At 59.1% G+C, this 16768-nt stretch carries 6 protein-coding genes and 8 pseudogenes; 8 read left to right on the top strand and 6 right to left on the bottom strand.

Going from position 1 to position 16768, the window contains the following annotated elements; translation table 11 throughout:
- Complete coding sequence (locus HB777_37500; GenBank protein QND69742.1) at nucleotides 1-945, bottom strand: nucleotidyltransferase; 945 nt, start codon at nucleotides 943-945, stop codon at nucleotides 1-3.
- A 213-nt stretch (nucleotides 946-1158) separates the two neighbouring features.
- Between HB777_37500 and HB777_37495 the strand changes: the two genes are divergently transcribed.
- The 3 genes and pseudogenes from HB777_37495 to HB777_37485 all read left to right on the top strand — a co-directional run bounded on the left by HB777_37495 (nucleotide 1159) and on the right by HB777_37485 (nucleotide 3117).
- Nucleotides 1159-2223: an ImmA/IrrE family metallo-endopeptidase gene (locus tag HB777_37495; protein QND69398.1), complete on the top strand. Its 1065-nt coding sequence runs from the start codon at nucleotides 1159-1161 to the stop codon at nucleotides 2221-2223.
- Between the two features lie 3 nt (nucleotides 2224-2226).
- Nucleotides 2227-2727, top strand: a complete 501-nt coding sequence (locus tag HB777_37490) for a PIN domain-containing protein (protein QND69397.1) — start codon at nucleotides 2227-2229, stop codon at nucleotides 2725-2727.
- Between the two features lie 48 nt (nucleotides 2728-2775).
- Nucleotides 2776-3117, top strand: a pseudogene (locus HB777_37485) (IS5/IS1182 family transposase).
- An 84-nt stretch (nucleotides 3118-3201) separates the two neighbouring features.
- Here HB777_37485 and HB777_37480 read toward each other — a convergent pair.
- Entirely contained in the window at nucleotides 3202-4233 is a 1032-nt protein-coding gene (locus tag HB777_37480) for a LacI family transcriptional regulator (GenBank protein QND69741.1), read from the bottom strand.
- 232 nt (nucleotides 4234-4465) lie between these two features.
- Between HB777_37480 and HB777_37475 the strand changes: the two are divergent.
- The 3 genes and pseudogenes from HB777_37475 to HB777_37465 all read left to right on the top strand — a co-directional run bounded on the left by HB777_37475 (nucleotide 4466) and on the right by HB777_37465 (nucleotide 6296).
- A pseudogene (locus HB777_37475) lies at nucleotides 4466-4694 on the top strand (fatty acid desaturase).
- Nucleotides 4695-4989: 295 nt separating this feature from the next.
- Nucleotides 4990-5367: pseudogene (locus HB777_37470) on the top strand (3-methyl-2-oxobutanoate hydroxymethyltransferase).
- A 17-nt stretch (nucleotides 5368-5384) separates the two neighbouring features.
- Entirely contained in the window at nucleotides 5385-6296 is a 912-nt protein-coding gene (locus HB777_37465) for a LysR family transcriptional regulator (protein QND69396.1), read from the top strand.
- Between the two features lie 69 nt (nucleotides 6297-6365).
- Here HB777_37465 and HB777_37460 read toward each other — a convergent pair.
- The 4 pseudogenes from HB777_37460 to HB777_37445 form a co-directional block, all read right to left on the bottom strand.
- Nucleotides 6366-6756 (bottom strand): annotated as a pseudogene (locus tag HB777_37460) (hypothetical protein).
- A 295-nt stretch (nucleotides 6757-7051) separates the two neighbouring features.
- Nucleotides 7052-8259: pseudogene (locus HB777_37455) on the bottom strand (HAMP domain-containing protein).
- Nucleotides 8260-8262: 3 nt separating this feature from the next.
- A pseudogene (locus tag HB777_37450) lies at nucleotides 8263-8951 on the bottom strand (response regulator transcription factor).
- A gap of 70 nt (nucleotides 8952-9021) precedes the next feature.
- Nucleotides 9022-9557 (bottom strand): annotated as a pseudogene (locus tag HB777_37445) (Spy/CpxP family protein refolding chaperone).
- A 220-nt stretch (nucleotides 9558-9777) separates the two neighbouring features.
- Between HB777_37445 and HB777_37440 the strand changes: the two are divergent.
- The gene (locus HB777_37440) at nucleotides 9778-10026 is read left to right on the top strand and encodes a hypothetical protein (protein QND69395.1); all 249 of its coding nucleotides are present in this window, start codon (nucleotides 9778-9780) and stop codon (nucleotides 10024-10026) included.
- Between the two features lie 234 nt (nucleotides 10027-10260).
- Nucleotides 10261-16705: pseudogene (locus HB777_37435) on the top strand (amino acid adenylation domain-containing protein).
- Nucleotides 16706-16768: the final 63 nt, after the last annotated feature.

Below are 16768 nucleotides of genomic sequence, written 5' to 3'. Positions count from 1 at the left end.
TCAGTCTTCCGTGTTGAAGCGAGGACCGAAGATTTCCTTCCAGACCTCGTTGTCATTTTCGGCAGATGCGAAATTGGCGGTTTCCCAAGTCACCTCAGCCGACGCGACAATCTCCTTGCGCTCGGCCTCAGAGATCCGGCTGGTCACGTTGTTCAGACTGTAAACGGGATCGAGAATGATCACAGGGTCGGAGAACGTCGTGAAGGGCGCCGTGTTCTCAGGAAAACTGATTTGATCCTTGAGGCCGGATTGAGCGATATAGAGAAGGAAGTTCCGAAAGCGCTGTTCGATGCTCCCCGAATTACCCTGCGTCGCCAGGACATGCGCCATGATCAGTTCGATGGCGAAGGATTTGAGCGGTTTGATCTCCGCTTGATTGCGCCATTTTTTTGCCATGCGCACCAGCGTGCGGAAATCGCTGTCCTCAATCTTGCGGTCCCGGACAAATTTGATCTGGCATGGCGCGCAGGTCTGGATCTTCGACCCATCATGGATGTCAAACTGCCAGCCATAGCCAGGTCGGTTCTCGTCCTCGATCACCGGGACGATGTCGACGCTCAGTCCGGTCCCCACGAAGGTGACCGTCGCGGCCTTGCGCTGGATCTCGAAATCTTCGACGGACTTGCTCGGATATTGCTTCATCAGCAGGTCATAGATCGTGTTGTTGAGGCTATCGAGCGTTTCCTTGTTCGCGTCGCGACCGGAAATGTAGAACACGATGTCGACGTCGACCGGATCGACGCTGGTTTTGCGCAGGATCGTAAATTTGGCGAACGACCCAGCCTTCACCACCTTGGTAATCTTGATCTCGGTCTTGTCGCGGACGCTCTTGCACAATTCGACGATCAAGCGGTCAACCTGTTCGTGATATTCCTTCCTCTTGTCCGACGGCAGGCGCAGGACATTACTGTCGTAGTAACGCAGTTCCGTATTGCTCAACGCCATCGTCCCGACCTTTCTCGCTCGGCGCCTGCCTATCACCCGCCTATGATCGGCGGGCCGTTTCAGTGGTGCGCTTCATCTGTTCGGTTTACAAAACTGGAAATCTTGGCAGTGCGACTATCAGATATGAGCCAATTCAGGCCTTTTCAAGGGATTTCAGTTTACAAAAATTCTTATATTCTATAGATGGAAACCGACGATCGCAAGGAGGCCGCCATGATCGGAAGCAAGCTCAAAGTGGCCCGGTCGGCGTCGGGCCTATCGCTGCGCGCCCTTGCCGATGCCATGGGCGGTATCGTCTCAGCCCAAGCCATCGGAAAATATGAGAGAGATGAGGACATGCCGAGTTCGCGCATCCTGATGGCAATGGCGGCCACCCTCAACGTCACGGAGGAGTATCTCCTCAGCGAAGACGAACTTGCCCTGGAAGGTGTGGATTTCCGCAAGAAGGCCGGCACCTCATCGCGCGAGGAGGCTGCGCTGGAGGCGCGAGCGATTCACATGCTCGAGCGCTACCTGACGATAGAAGACTTACTGCAAATGCGCAGCGTCGATTGGGAGCAGCCACGCAGCGCTCCCCACCCGGTCGCAGACATGCGTGATGCCGAGGACGCAGCCCGTTCAGTGCGCGAGGATTGGGGGCTCGGCAACGACCCCATTCCACAGCTCGCCGAATTGTTGGAGGAGCGCGGCATCAAGATCCTGTCGCTCGATCTCGACGATATTGATGGCCTTGCCGCGAAAGTGCGGCGCAAGGACCGCAATGCCGCGCGCGTCATCGTCATCAAACGCAGCACCTGGTCGGAGCGCAAGCGCTTCAACCTAGCGCATGAGCTTGGTCATATGGTGATCGCACCGTCTGGCGGCGTCGACGAGGAAAAAGCAGCGCACCGCTTTGCCGGCGCCTTCTTGATGCCCGCAGATGCCCTGCGCGCGGAGGTCGGTGCCAATCGCTCGTCGATCAGCCTCGGGGAACTTGTCGTCTTGAAGAAGCGCTTCGGCGTCAGCATTCAGGCTCTGACGTATCGCTGCAAGGATCTCGGCATCATCAATCAGGCGGCCTTTGGTCGCCTGTTCAAGATATTCGCCGAGCGAGGATGGAGAACAGCACCATTCGAGGAACCGGAAACGATGCTGCCGGAACTGGAGGAGCCTAAACGTTTCGAGCGATTGTGCTATCGGGCACTTGCCGAGCGTGTCATCGGTGAGGCGCGCGCTGCGGAGTTGCTGGGCATCTCCGTCCGCGAGCTCGATGCCAGGCTGGATCAGGTGGTGGCTTGATCCGTGCCGGTTCTCGTCTCAGACACGTCGGTTCTGATCGACCTGGAGCGAGGCCAGCTTCTGGAGGAGATGTTTCGTCTACCCTTCGAATTCGCCGTTCCCGACCTACTCTATGCAAGGGAACTCGCGGGACCGCTCGGCGAACAACTGGTGGCGTTGGGACTTCGCGTTGAAGTCCTGACGCCAACGGAACTGGCTCGGGCGACGATGGCGCGGCGGCAAAATGCCCGCCTGTCTACACCAGATACATTCGCTTTCGCCATTGCTAAATCTCGTCAATGGACACTTCTCACCGGTGATGCCGGCCTACGCGAACTTGCTCAGGCAGAGCGGATCAACATGCACGGCGTCCTGTGGTTGTTCGACCAACTTGCCAATGGAAACCACGTTGCCCTTGAACGGCTCCATCAAGGTCTGAACATCATTTTCACTCATCCAAGATGTCGGCTCCCCGCGCACGACGTGCGACGCAGATTGGTCCGCTTCGCTCAAGGAATTGGTTAGGCGTCAAAGATGGGCATCGAGTTGCCACTACCCTCCAGTTAGGTGCATTGGCAAGCAGTCATCGATCATAGCGCTGCCGCCGCAATCGTCATTCCGCCTCGCGTCAACGCGGTCGAACCATTCGACGATAGACCTCCCGGCCAAAGGAACCAGCATATCGCCGCAATCGGCAGAGACGGCCGGATGAAATGGCAGGTCTCCAACGGTTATGGCAAACGCTCGCTGGTCGAGACCGCCATAGGGCGATACAAGTCCACCATCGGGCGGCGTTTGCGGGCACGGTCGCTTCCCGTTCAGCAGACCGAAGTCGCCATCGGCTGCGCCGTCCTCAACCGCATGCTTGCCTGTGCACGCCCGAAATCCGCCCGCCGCAAGGCGGCCACGGCATAGTCTGCCGCTTCAAAGATCGACATCCGCTCAAGTCCGGACCCATGCACCAACGCCCATCTATGATAGATTTTATCGCAGAGACGCTTAGATATTCTCCGGCAGGTAGATGTCGAAGGGCAGGAAGGTCTGTCCCGGCGCGTTGGCGGCGCCGTCCTTGATGGTATGCGCCATGAGATCGACGAGATCGCTGCTCAGCCGCGCCAGCGGCGTTGCGAGCACCATGGTGACGATGTTGTTGGCGAGTGCAGCGCGCGACTCAGGCGTTATCTCGTTGCAGATCATGACCGGAGGCTGGGCAGGCATGGCCATTCTCACCGCCGTGATAGCTCCCTCCATGCCGCCCCCGGCTATGTAGCACCCGACGAGATCGGGATGCCTCTCGAGCAGGTCGAGCATTGCATCGTGAGTCAAATCGGCCGTCTCGAGATTGACCAGCGTCTCAAGTACTATGAAGTCCGGTGCGTGTTCCCGGAAGTAGGCGCGCACGCCGATCTCGCGCAACTCTTGGCCGTGAAAGCGGTGGCTGCCGACAAACACCGCGACCTTGCCGGGCCGCCTGGCGCACTTCGCGATCATCCACGCGGCGGTGCGTCCTACCTTGCGGTTGTCGAGGCCCACATAGCCCTCCCGTACGCCGGAGGCGCAATCGGACAGGAGCGAAAACACCGGAATACTGCGGGCCTTCAAGCTCTCCACGGCGACCGTGACCGTTGGATGATCGGGGCTGACCAATGCGACGGCGTTCGTCTTCGCTGCCAGTTTCTCCAGATGGACGACGATGTCCTCGGGAGCCTGGCTCGACCAGAAATCAATGACCGCAACGCCGCGGAACCGCGACGCATGGGTCGTCGCGGCCTCCAACTCGCGCGCGAACTCCTGATAGAAATGCTGCTCGGGCTTCTGCAGAAGAAAGCCCAGCCGGTATTCCGGGAGATCCTGGCGGATCCGCTGCTTGATCAGGGGCGCGGCGTGGTAGCCGATGACGGTCGCCGCCTCGTAGACCCGCTGCGCCGTCTCCTCGCGCACCGGAAGGCGGCTGTTCAAAACCCTGTCGACCGTCGCCACGCTGACCCCGGATGCCCGAGCCAAATCCGAAACCGTTGGTCGCTTGGCCAAGGCTAGCCTCCTTTTGAGGTTTCGAAGGAATGATAGCGGATGATAGAAAAATTGCAAGATCTGTTGAGGTAAATGATTGAATATGGTAGTTCTGTTGCATGACGGTTTGTCAGCCTTGGTCCTAGCCTGAAAAAGGAAGATCGTGATGAGCGCAACTGCCGCAGCCGACGACTATAGGCAGACGAAACGCGACTACAGTCTGATAGGGCGCTACGGGCAGCGCGCCGTCGAGCATATCAAGCCCCACAGGTTCCCGATGGTGCCGTACCACGCGCTGCTGAAGCTGAACGGTTTGGTCAAGCACGACCAGCCGTCGCCGTCGATCGCCGGCAACCGGCGAAATGATCCCGACCTTCCTGCGCCAGTTGCGCAACGAGGACTACTTCGTCAAGCGCGAGCTGCCGCCAACGGCGCGGCCGTATCGCGAAGAGTTCCACGCCGAAACCAAGGTTGCCGCGGAACAACAGCCTCCCAAGGCTACGGAGGCGGCGGCCCGCCGCCGCCTCCGACTTCGATCAGACAAGATCCACGGAGATGAAAGTGACGGATTGGATCGAGGCCTGCGGCGCCGGCCGCGGACAGACATCTGCTTTTGGCGAGCGGCATCGGTCCCGGCAACGCCGTGGCCCGCACATTCGCCTGGCCGACATGCTGATCGCGAGGCGGGCGCGGCCTGACCCTCGGAACTGATGTCGCCCGACGTGAAACTCAAGACGTTGCTGGCGTCATGATCGCGCAAAATGTGAGGTGCAGCCGATGAGCAGGAAGAGACCCACGGTAGCGGATATCCGCGCCTTGAAAGACAAGTATCAGTTCACGATGATCCGCGTGGAGACGCTGGACGAGTTGGAGGCTGCCGAGAGGGCCGGCGTCGACATGGTTTCGGTGCCGCCTGAGATCATGGTTCTTCCGCATTTCCGCGAGGTTGCGCCAAGCCTGTTTGCGGTGCCGGGCGTCAATTTCTTCGAGGTCGGCATGGCGGACGATTTTGTGCGCTGGGCTTTCGCGCTCTACAAGGCGAGCGCCGACGCCGTCTATTGCAGCGCCAGTCTGGCGACCGTGGAGCGGCTCTCCGACGAGGCCATTCCGGTGATCGGCCATGTCGGGTTGATCCCATCGCGGGCCACCTGGACGGATGGATAGCCGCAGACATGCGTTTCAAAGGGCTTGATCTGAACCTTCTCGTCGTGCTCGACGCCCTGCTGGCCGAGCGCAATCTCTCGGCGGCGGCACGCCGCATCAACCTCAGTCAGCCGGCCATGAGTGCGGCCGTCGCCCGGCTGCGCGATTTTTTCGGCGATGAACTGTTCAGCATGAGCGGCCGAGAACGTATTCTGACATCACGTGCGGCAGCACTTGGCCCCGCAGTCCGCGAGACTCTCCTAAACATCCAGTCCTCGATTATGTCGTCGGATCCGTTTGACCCTGCTCGATCCGATCGCCGCTTCAGGATCATTATTTCCGATTTCGCCGCGCTCGTGTTTTTTGAAACGGTCGTGGAGCGTGTTGCCCGGGAAGCCCCCGCCGTCAGCTTCGAATTGATGCCTCTCGACGGCAGCCCCGATGAGGTCCTCCGGCGTGGTGAGGTCGATTTTTTGATCACTCCGGATGTGTTCATGTCGAACGCGCATCCAAGAGTGGCGCTTTTCCACGAGAGGCTCGTATGCGTAGGCTGTCCCACGAACAAGCAGCTGCCACGGCACCTTACATTCGAGAGATACATGTCGATGAGGCACGTCTGCGTCAGGTTCCGACGTTTGCTGAAGCCCTCCATCGAGGAAGGGTTCTTGCTTGAGCATGGTCTTAAAAGACGTGTCGAAGTCGTCGTGCAGAGCTTCAGCATGATCCCGCCCATGGTGTCCGGCACAGCTCGTATAGCGACCGTGCCCCTCCGGCTGGTCAGGCATTTCGAAAACACGTTTCCCCTTCAGGTTGTCGAACTTCCGCTGCCGCTTCCCGGTTTCACCGAAGCCGCCCAGTGGCCGGCTCTCCACAATAGCGATCCGGCAAGCATCTGGATGCGAGAGATAATGATGCAGGAGGCATCTCGGCCAGAGCTATGACGGAATTTGGGTGACTGGGTTGATCAAGCGGCGCTTTGCGGCGTTGGTGCATGGGTCCGGACGGTGGTGTCACATTGATTGAGCCGTAAGGAAATTGAGGTAGCAGCGCGGGGCAGAAATGCTGCGGGATCAGCTCCGTCTGATCGAAGGGGGCAATCCCGCCGCGGCAGGCGGGACATCGATCCCGAAGGCCGCAACCGTGCACGAAGCAGAAAAGACGCGATGCCAGTCGCCACTGCCGACGAAAATACAGAGCCTCGTCGTCGGCGAGGCAAAAAGGGGAATACTGAATCCAGGTCGAACGGTTGCGCTTGGCCCTTTCGCGCAGTGGCAGCAAGAGCGGTGGCAGAGCCCGACCAGCCATTGCCACCGCCAAGATTGTTTCCCGCGAAACGCCTGTCTGGCGGCCGAGCAGAGTTTTCGTCGAGGGCTTCGAGAGGCCTTTTGGTGAGGTGATCATTGTACGTTTTCCCTTTGGTTCCTCACGTCCTATTACTGCCCATGTGAGCTTCGACAGCTTGTTCGCGACGTGCTGGGAACGGCGGAGCGACCAGCGTTATTCAGCCGCGGTCAGCCTCGCCAAGGCCTGCTCCCGCCGACGGACGGCCGGATCGTTCATTAAATCCGTCCTCCTTCGAGGTTCGCTGCCCTCCGCGCCTGCTGATCTTTTCGCGGAACCAGTACCCGTCGGGAATTCGTGCGTTAATCATACCTCTCCTTCCGCCCTGCTTTCACAAGGATATGCGCCCGCCGTATCAAGATATTGCCGAAAACGTGACGACAAAGCAGGCGCCGCCGTCGGATGGTGATTCGTGGTGCACGGTTGCGCCGTGACGCAAGGCGATCTTGCGCACCAGCGACAGGCACCGAGGCCCCAGCCGGCGGCCGTCTCGCTGCGGCCCTGTGGCCGGAAGAAGGGCTCGAAGACGCGCTCACCGGTTCCTTCCGGCAGGCCCGGCCTGTGATCGCACACCTTGAGCACCACCGAGCCGCCCCTTCGATCCCCACATGCGCGCTAACCGGCGGGCAGCCATGTCTCTGCGCGTTCTGCATGAGATTGCGAACCACCGCGTGAGCAGCTTCGGGTCGCCCGACACGACGCCAGGTTCGCCTGAGACGTCGACGCCGGACCGTGCGCCTTCCTCGGCCGTGAGCGCCAGCAGATCCACCGGCTCCAGCTTCTCGATATGGTCGAGCCGGCCGGCAAGCAGGATTTCCTCCACCAGCGCATCGAGTTCGGCGAGGTTGCGCACGATCTCGTCGCGCATCGGGCCGCTTTGTTCGTTGGCGATGAGGTCGATCGCCATGCGCAGCCGCGGAAGCGGCGAGCGCAACTCGTGGCTGGCATTGGCAAGCAGCGAGCTATTCGCGGCAAGCAGCCGCTCGAACTGCTCGGCGGCGCGGTTGAAGCTCGCCGCCACCGCCGCCACCTCGTCGCTGCCGCGCACGGCGACGCGCTTGTCGAGAGCGCCTGCGCCCCAGCGATCGACGCCCTGGCGCATTGCTTCAAGGCGGTGTGTGAGATGACGCACGACTGGAAAGGCGGCAAGCCCTATCACCGCGGCGATCAGCGCGAGAAAGCCTGCCTGGCCGAGCGGCATTCTCAGCCGCGCCGCGATCACACTTCCGTCCAACTGCCGGCTGATCAGCAGGTGATGCCCGCCGGGGAGGATCCTGCGCGGGGATCCGAACTTTTGCGGGGAGATCGGCCGGCCGATCTCTGCAACCAGCCCCCCTTGCGGGCCGAAGACGGAGATGTCGGCATTGAAGGCCGCCGAACCCGCTCGGCCGTCGCCTGCAGCAGAGCGGGGTCGGAGTCCGCCGGCGGCATCGCCGCGAAGGCGTCGCACGCGGCATGGTCGCGTTCCCGGCTCATGTGCAGGAAGGTCGCGCTGGCGATCACCACTGCAGCGAAGCTGACGAGCACGGTGAGATAGATCTTGACGAAAAGGCTGTTGCGCATGGCTTATCTGTCACCGTCCTGGAAACGGGCAAAGAAATAGCCCGCGCCGCGTACCGTATTGATGCGGCGAGGATCTTTCGGATCGGTCTCGATCGCGGCGCGGATGCGCGAGACATGCACGTCGATCGACCGGTCGAACGCCAGTTCTTCGCCCTTGACCATGTCCATGAGCTGCACGCGCGACAGCGTACGCCCGGCATTTTCGGCGAGCACCACCAGCAGGTTGAACTGGTAGCTGGTCATCGGGCAGTCGCGCCCGTCGACGCGGGCCGAGCGCGACGAAGGGTCAATCTCCAGCCGTCCGAAGCGCAGGATGCGCGGGGAGCCGGCGTTGCGGCGGCGAAGGATCGCCTTCAACCGCGCCAGCAATTCGCGCGAATTGAAAGGCTTCGGCAGATAATCGTCGGCGCCTATTTCCAGCCCCACGATGCGGTCAGTCTCGTCGCCTCGCGCCGTCAGCATCAGAACCGGCACGTCGGAGTTCGCGCGGATGCGCTTGAGCGCCTCGAAGCCGTCCATGTCGGGCAGCATGACATCGAGAATCACGGCATCGGGCGACAGCCGCGCGATATCGGCAATGCCTGCGCCCGCTGTATCCGCCGTTCGCACACGAAACCGTTGCCCGTCAGATATTCCGCGAGCATGGCGGACAGGCGCCTGTCGTCGTCGACGATGAGAACCTGGTCCGCCATGCTCGTTTGTCTACTCCGATTCGAACCTGTGCCGGTACAGAGCTTACCAGCGTCGGTGCCAGCTGCGATCCTAGAAAAGTTCGACCAGCTCCGCCCGCTGCTCGGCCGTCAGCACCGCGGCGGCGTCGAGCAGCGCCGTCGTCAGCTTGCGCGAGACCTCGTCGACCGCCGCGATACGCTCGGCGCGCAGCTTCTCCACTGCCTCGCGGTCGATGGTTGCGGCGCCGAGCAGCTTGGCGACATCGTCTCGCGTATCGCGGAAGCCGCACTTGATCGGGCGGACATCGTCGCGGAACTTGTCCATGATCGCCTCCAGCTTATCTTCCTGCTCGGGTGTGGCGTCGACCTCCCCGAACATGCACTCAAAGTTATGCCCGCCGAACCCCATCCCGTCGCGGAAGTTGGCCTGCATGTGCATGTCGGGTCCGCGGTGGCCCCCGCCCATGCCGAGCGCTGCATGCGCCCGTAATCCTGGCTGAGCGCGCCAGGGACGCCGACGCCGGCAAGCGCCACTATCGCGATGCCGCCTATGGCGATTCGCTTGCCCCAGCTCTTCTTCTGCGCGGTGCCGGAGAGGCTGGCCGGTTCCTGATGGTTCGTTTCCATGATGGTCCTTTCGCTAATGCGGCATCTCTGCCGCGACTGGGCGAAACTACGAGCGTAATGTTTCGGCTGTTGCGGGCGAATGTAAAGTTGTGTGAAGCCGGCAAGGCGCTATTGCGGCGGGGAAGCGCGGAAGAGAGCTGGCTCGGGAAATTTGGACGGGGGTTATAAGTGGAATTTCTGACTGAACACGGCGTTGGTGCATGGGTCCGGACTTGAGCGGATGTCGATCTTTGAAGCGGCAGACTATGCCGTGGCCGCCTTGCGGCGGGCGGATTTCGGGCGTGCGCAGGCAAGCATGCGGTTGGCCATGCTATTCTGGCAGCGCGAAGCGCGTGATGCGTGTCCAAAACCTGACATCGTCAGAAAACATGTCAGGTTCAAAACACATCTTGGGCACTGTGGAGGTTTTCCACGCGTAATCATGCGCATCCCGCGCGCGGAGCGCGCTGGCACGGCCTTTGCTGAATGAGATGCAGCGACATTGAGTGAGGGCTGACTGCACGCAGAAACTTCCCTTGAACCCGGCGCCTCGTCTCTAAGAGGTAAACAAGCTTGCGCATAAAGTCGCGCAACCTTTGGCAATAGCTTTGGAGCAACATGGTCTTGCAGATTGAGCCCCCGGCGTGGCGAGCCCCTCACAAACTTCCAGGCCTGGAATCGGCTCTGGAGTGAGGGAGCCCCAAAAATTGTAGGCTGGATGCGCATGTTTAACGAAAATTCACGTGAGAAGCACAAGCTGGACGGACGTCGGCTCACCGATGTAATCGCGGCTATCGATGAAATCGGGGCATCGTTTCCGGACAGAATCGCGATTACGCATGGCGCGGCGGAACTCACATATGGTGAGCTGCGAGTCATGTCGGCTAGAATCGCGAGCACTCTACGAGAGCGCTGCGCGGTGCGAACGATCGTGAGCTATTGTGGTGAACGAAATCCCAATTGGGCCGCTACAGTAATCGCAATTCTGAAGGGCGGCTCAACATATTTGCCGCTCGACCCATCTTTACCGGCCTCACGCACTTCATTCATGGTCGAGCAGAGTGGATGCACTCTGATTATCGGGCAAGAGCGGCCGGAAGCCCTCGGTCTGCTTCAAGAAAACAGCCACGGCACCCGAGAATTCATGACGGTGCAGACCGCGTTATTTGGGGACCGTGCCTCTTCTGCGATGCCCTCTTCGGCTGAGTGCGGTCTCGCTTACATCTTGTTTACGTCCGGTTCGACGGGGTGGCCCAAGGGTGTGATGGTCGAGCGTACCGGACTAAACAACCATTTGATAGCCAAGATCGATGCGCTCGAGCTGACCGAGAAGGACTGCATCGCTCAAACTGCATCGCATTGCTTTGACATCTCGCTGTGGCAGCTCTTGGCAGGGCTATGCGTTGGAAGCCGCGTCGCGATCATAGACGATGCCACGCTTAGATCTCCGATCGCTCTTCTTAAGGCGCTGCAGGGACAAGGCGTCACAATTGTCCAATTCGTCCCATCGGTGCTTGCCATATTTGTTGAGTATCTGCAGACACTCGCGGCAGACGAGCGCCCTCTCAGTGCCTTACGCATGATCTCCACGGTCGGCGAGCCGCTGACGCCTGCCCTGGCGCGCGCCTGGCTGGCACTGTATCCCCAAGTCCCAATTCTCAATCACTATGGCCCGACAGAATGTGCGGATGGGGTTACCCACCATGTGGTTTCTGTCCCGCCTAGTGCAGCTGACGCCTATGTACCGATCGGTCGGCCGATCTCCAATCTTGAAGTCTATGTCGCCGATGGATGGCGGCTGTGCAGGACGGGTGAAGTCGGCGAGATCTGTGTCAGCGGAGTCGGTGTCGCTGCTGGCTACATCAATGATAGCGCGCGTACCAAAGATGCTTTTTTTCCAAACCCGTTCTCCAACCATCCATCCCATCGGCGCCTATACAAGACAGGCGATCGCGGACGCTTCAGAGCTGACGGCCTGCTGGAATGTCTTGGCAGGCGAGACCGTCAAGTCAAGATCCGGGGGCACCGGGTCGAGCTTGGAGAGATTGAGTCTCGGCTCTGCACCCATCCTTCGGTAAGTGGCGCCGTCGCCGTAGCACCCGTCAATGAAGGCGTGAAGCTCACAGCAAGAGACATAACCAAGGCCGACGGAGGGATCAGGCCAAGACGAATAGTGGCCTATGTATCGGCTCCTCCCGACGTCTTGGAAAGTGGACTCCGAAGCTTTGTTGCCGAAACGCTTCCTGCCTACATGGTCCCGGAGCGTATCATTCATGTCGATGGCATTCCAATTACCAGAAACGGGAAAGTAGACTTTGCAGCTTTGCCGGATCCGACGACCATTCGCCCTCAGATGCTGAATTCGTTCGAGGAACCAAAGACGGAGCTCGAAGGCAAGCTGCGAGGTATCTGGTCCAGCGTTCTTCGCATCAAAGATATCGGCGTGAACGACCAATTCATGGACCTTGGCGGGGACTCGCTCCGGGCGATGCTTATATTAGCCCAGCTGCAGAGGCAGCTCAGGGCGAAGGTGGATTTCAGGCTGGTGCTAAATGGGACCGTCAGGTCGCTGGCGGCATCGCTATCAAGCCAATCCGAGACGACACAGAACGTGCTTCCAGCGGGCCGGAAGCACGGACGATCATCGCTGACACGGGTGCAGGAACACCTGTGGTTCCTCTGGCAGCTCGATCCGGATGCGAAAAACTACGTCATTCAAGGTGGCCTGCGTATACGAGGAGCAATCGATCTGACTGCTTTCAATGAAGCTTGGATCAATGTCGTCAGGGCCCACGACGCGCTTTCGGCACGTTTCAGCGACGAAGATGGGCCGGTCCAGATTTTTGATGATCCGCATTACGCCAATTTAGAGTTGGTTGACACCACTCACCTTACGCAACAGGAGGCTGAGGAGCTTGTGGCGGAGATGCGGCAGACCGAGCTCAACGACGCCTTTGATCTCAGTCAGGGCCATTTGTTTCGTGCGCGCATGATCCGCCTTGCCGCGGATGACCATCTAATACTGATAACCGCACACGAAATTATCATAGATGCCTGGTCGATCTCCGTCTTGCTCAGAGACTTGCGAACGAGATACACCAATGCTGCCCCGTTCTCTCCAGAGCATCGTGTGTCACTCTCGGCCTATGCGCTCTGGGAAAGTGTACACGTTACACCGGACTTGCTGGTTGAGCAGCGGCGCTACTGGCGTGGGCAGATTGGCGACAATCCGCCCGCGCTTTTGCTAGCGAGTGATCGACCCCGGCCGAAAGGGAATTCCTACCGTGGGGCCTCGCATGCGGTTCCCCTTGGTGAAGAACTGTCCGATCAAGTGAGGGGTTTTGCACGTCGGCACAGGTGCACCACATCCACGATCCTGTTGGCATGCTTTAAGCTCCTGTTGCGGATGTATAGCGGCCAGGACGATGTCATCGTCGGTATACCGCACGTCGTGCGCGACCAAACAGGCACGGAGGAGATCGTTGGTTTTTTCCTCAATATGCTACCAATCCGAACCACTATCGATGTCAATAAGTCCTTTGTGGCTCACGTAACTCATGTGCAAGCCCTTGTCAGCGATGCCATCGCGAACTCGGCGTATCCATTCAGTTGGATGGTGAGGGACGCCCGATTGTACCGCGAAGCCGGTCGATCACCGATCTTCCAAGTCATGTTCAACATGTACTCCGAACCCCAGGAGCCACCGGCCGAACGCGATTTGGATCTGACGTTTCGTGAATATGACACAGGCTATGTGAAGTTCGACCTTACCCTGTATGCGCAAGACCAGGGCGATGAGATTGCGCTGCAACTGGCATATGCGGAAGACATTTTTTCAAGTCACGTGATCGCTCGCATGGCCGCCAATCTTCGCCATCTTATTGCTGCCTGTGTCGAGAGGCCGGCTGAGCCGATTGTCGCCCTGACTTGCCTGTGCCCCTCGGAGGTCGCCATGCTGGACGCGCTCAGGGGCGCTGAGCAGGTACATGAGAACGAACCTTCGCTCGTGGAAGCCTTCGATCAGGTCAGCGCAAAGAACGACCGGGTGGCGTATTTCGGCGAGTTCGGAGAAGTCACGTTCGGCCAACTGCGCGAACGCATGGCGGCGATCCAGTCCGCTCTGCGTACCGGCGAGGTAGGGCCGGGCGACATGGTCGCCATGCTGATCGACCGGTCACCTGAAGTGGCCACTACAACTTTGGCTATCCGGGCAATGCAGGCGACCGTCGTGCCTATATCGCCAGATTGCCCGAAGGAACGGATCAGCCACGTTGTAAGAGATAGCGGTGCAAAGCTCCTAATTCACGCCAGCGCGGACGAAGAGATCGATTTCGGTGTGCCGTCCGTTAGCTTGTCTTTCCTGCAGGCGAGATACTACCCCGCTCGGGCAATGCACTGCGAGGTCGAGCAGCCTGATAACAGCGCAGCCAGCCTGATCTACACCTCATCCTCAACGGGTAAGGCGAAAGGCGTTCTCATACCTGAGCCCGCAATACTCAATCGACTGAACTGGATGTGGCGATGCTTTCCGTTTGATGGCGCCGACGTGATCGTTGTTCAGAAGTCGGCGGGACTTGTTGCCGCAGCATGGGAGTATTTTGGAGGACTCCTGAAGGGGGTCCCAACGCTGATCCTGACCGATGACCAGTTGCTCGACCCCGACCTCTTGTTGAGTGCCTTGACTAGGCATCGCGTGACTCGGTTGTTCGCTTCCCCGCCCATTCTGTCCGGTCTGATCGCCTCTCAAAAACGACATGCGGAAACGACCAGCTTGCGCCTAGTCACAAGCAGTGCTGAACCGATGCCGCCATCGCTTCCTTCTCGTTGGCGACAGAGCTTTCCAGATGTGCCGCTATGGAATTTTTATGGCGCCACGGAATGCGCGTCTAATGCGGCAGTCTACGCAACATCGGAGGCGGACGATGGCTCTAAAGCTGTGCCGATCGGGCGCCCAATCGACAATGTGAAGATCTATGTGCTCAATGCACAGTTGGAGCGGGTTCCCGTCGGGGTAGCAGGCGAACTCTGCGTCGCGGGACGCTGCGTAAGCACGGGGTACTGGCGGGACCCAGAGCGAACGAAGCAAAGTTTCGTGCCCAATCCATATGATGACTGCCAATACGGCCTTGTTTATCGCAGTGGCGATATCGCCCGCGTCTCAGCCAAAGGTCTTCTGGAGATTTGCGGTCGATCAGACAACCAAATCAAGCTCCGGGGTTTCCGAATTGAGCTGGAGGAAATCGAAAACGCCCTTGAAGTGCATCCTGGAATTGCCAGGGCCACCGCAGTCGTTCGGGGAGTGGATGACAATCGCCGACTGGTGGCCATAGTGGTCCCAACTGACGATGGCCTTACCGCAGGAGACATTGTGAATCACCTACGGCAGGAATTGCCGCCCTACATGATTCCATCCGATTTTCGCATGGTGGACCGTATGCCACTGACGGCGAGCGGGAAGATAGATCGTCGTCGCCTCTCTTCTGTCCGATCCCGCGAGCTTCGGAATGCCCAATCTACTGAGCCGCGCACGGAGCGGGAGAGACTTCTTGCCGAGATCTGGCAAGATCTGTTGGGCGCCAAATCCATCGGGATCGATGACAGCTTCTTTGATATCGGCGGAAACTCTCTTCTGAGTGTGCGTTGCGTTACATTAGCGCGTAAAGCCGGACTGAGCTTGACCGTTGGCCAACTGTATAGAACATCGACCATTCGGGAATTGGCCAAGGAAATCGCATCGGCCACGACGATCTCTGCCTATGAGGCTCCCGATGGACCGTTGCTAGTGACTCCCGCCGTCTCATCTTGGAACAGCCTTGTCGGATTAGGCGAGCACTACAACCTTGGCGACCTTTTCTTCCTGCCCGCGGGTCTCTTGAATCTATCAATCCTTGAAGGCGCCCTTGCTCATGTCATTGGTCGGCACGAAGGACTGAAACTTCGAATAGTCCAAACCGAGAGCGGCCTATCTCAGGCAATCGGATCGGTACCCAATCCCCTCGTGGAAGAAATAGACCTGGTCGGCATGGCCACGGCAAAACAGCTGACGGTCATCGAAGGCGCCTGCGCAGAGCGTCAAACCAGGTTTCGGTTTGACGGTCAGACACCCCTCGTCAGGCTTTCAGCCTTCCGGACATCAGAGAGCGGCAACTACTATCTGCTTGTTTTGATGCATCACTTTGTAGCTGACGGGACTGGGTACCGACTGTTCCTAAATGCACTGGAAACAGCCTACAATACGCTAGCCGCAGGCGGGGACCATTGCGGATCCAGAGACGACGCCTCTCTCTCAGTGGCTGGAGCGATTGGGCCATTACGCAGATAGCGAAGCGCCAACCGAACTCGAATATTGGGAGGGGGTTCGATATGATCTGCTCGATATGCATGTGAGCGATGCTGGCTCGGGTACAGCGGAATTTTTAGATGAAACTGCAAGAAGGCTCCATTATGCCCGCTTGGAGGGATTGGTAAATGAAGAATATTGCAGCCAACTTTGGGAAGATCAGGCCAAATATTGCGTAACGATCGGCGAGAAGGCGACGGCCAGACTTCTCAATGTCTCGGCGACGTCTGCGCAATGCGAGGATTTTGATATATTCCTTGCGGCTGTGTCAGGGGCGTTTGGCCGCGCTTTCGGGAATTACTCGCTCTGGATCGACAGCCTCACATCGACCAGAGGTGAGTTATTCGACGACATCGATCCGTCTCAGATCATCGGCTATGTCGGCGAGCTGGTTCCGCTTCCCTTATATCTGACTGGGAAGGAGTCTCGTCCGGATCGCGCTCGTTCGATATATCGGCAGCGCAACGCGCTGCCGCGCCGGGGGATCGGTTTTCGGGCGATGAAGTTCTTGAATCGGGATCCGGCAGTGCGGAAGCGGATCGATCATTTGCCGTTGCCTAGGATCGGACTGAACTATCGAGCACGACTGCAACGCCATTATCCACGGCGTCTGCTAGCCAGAGATCCGCACTCACTTTGGATCGGCGAAGATATGGAGCAGTCCGCCATGAACTACCTCTTCTGGTTTCGTGTCGGATACGAAGCTGGTGAGCTACAAATCGAAGTGAGATACGATCCAAGACAAGTTGGCTATGGAACGACCCGCAACCTCTGCACAATCTTGCGCCAGGAACTGCTCCAGATAATCAATACATCTGAAGATGTGTAGCCGACCTGTCAACCGACGATAAGTCCGGGGTAGGGGGTTGAGGAAGAGGGGGCAATCAGAAGC

Source organism: Mesorhizobium loti, from assembly GCA_014189435.1.
GTDB lineage: Bacteria > Pseudomonadota > Alphaproteobacteria > Rhizobiales > Rhizobiaceae > Mesorhizobium > Mesorhizobium loti_G.
The sequence above is the reverse complement of the archived record's forward strand: the minus strand, read 5'-3'. Positions and strand labels throughout refer to the sequence as shown.

Coding starts and splice junctions, on each gene's coding strand:
- HB777_37500 (QND69742.1), bottom strand. CDS start 945: ATGGCGTTGAGCAATACGGAACTGCGTTACTACGACAGTAATGTCCTG.
- HB777_37495 (QND69398.1), top strand. CDS start 1,159: ATGATCGGAAGCAAGCTCAAAGTGGCCCGGTCGGCGTCGGGCCTATCG.
- HB777_37465 (QND69396.1), top strand. CDS start 5,385: ATGCGTTTCAAAGGGCTTGATCTGAACCTTCTCGTCGTGCTCGACGCC.
- HB777_37440 (QND69395.1), top strand. CDS start 9,778: ATGTCGATCTTTGAAGCGGCAGACTATGCCGTGGCCGCCTTGCGGCGG.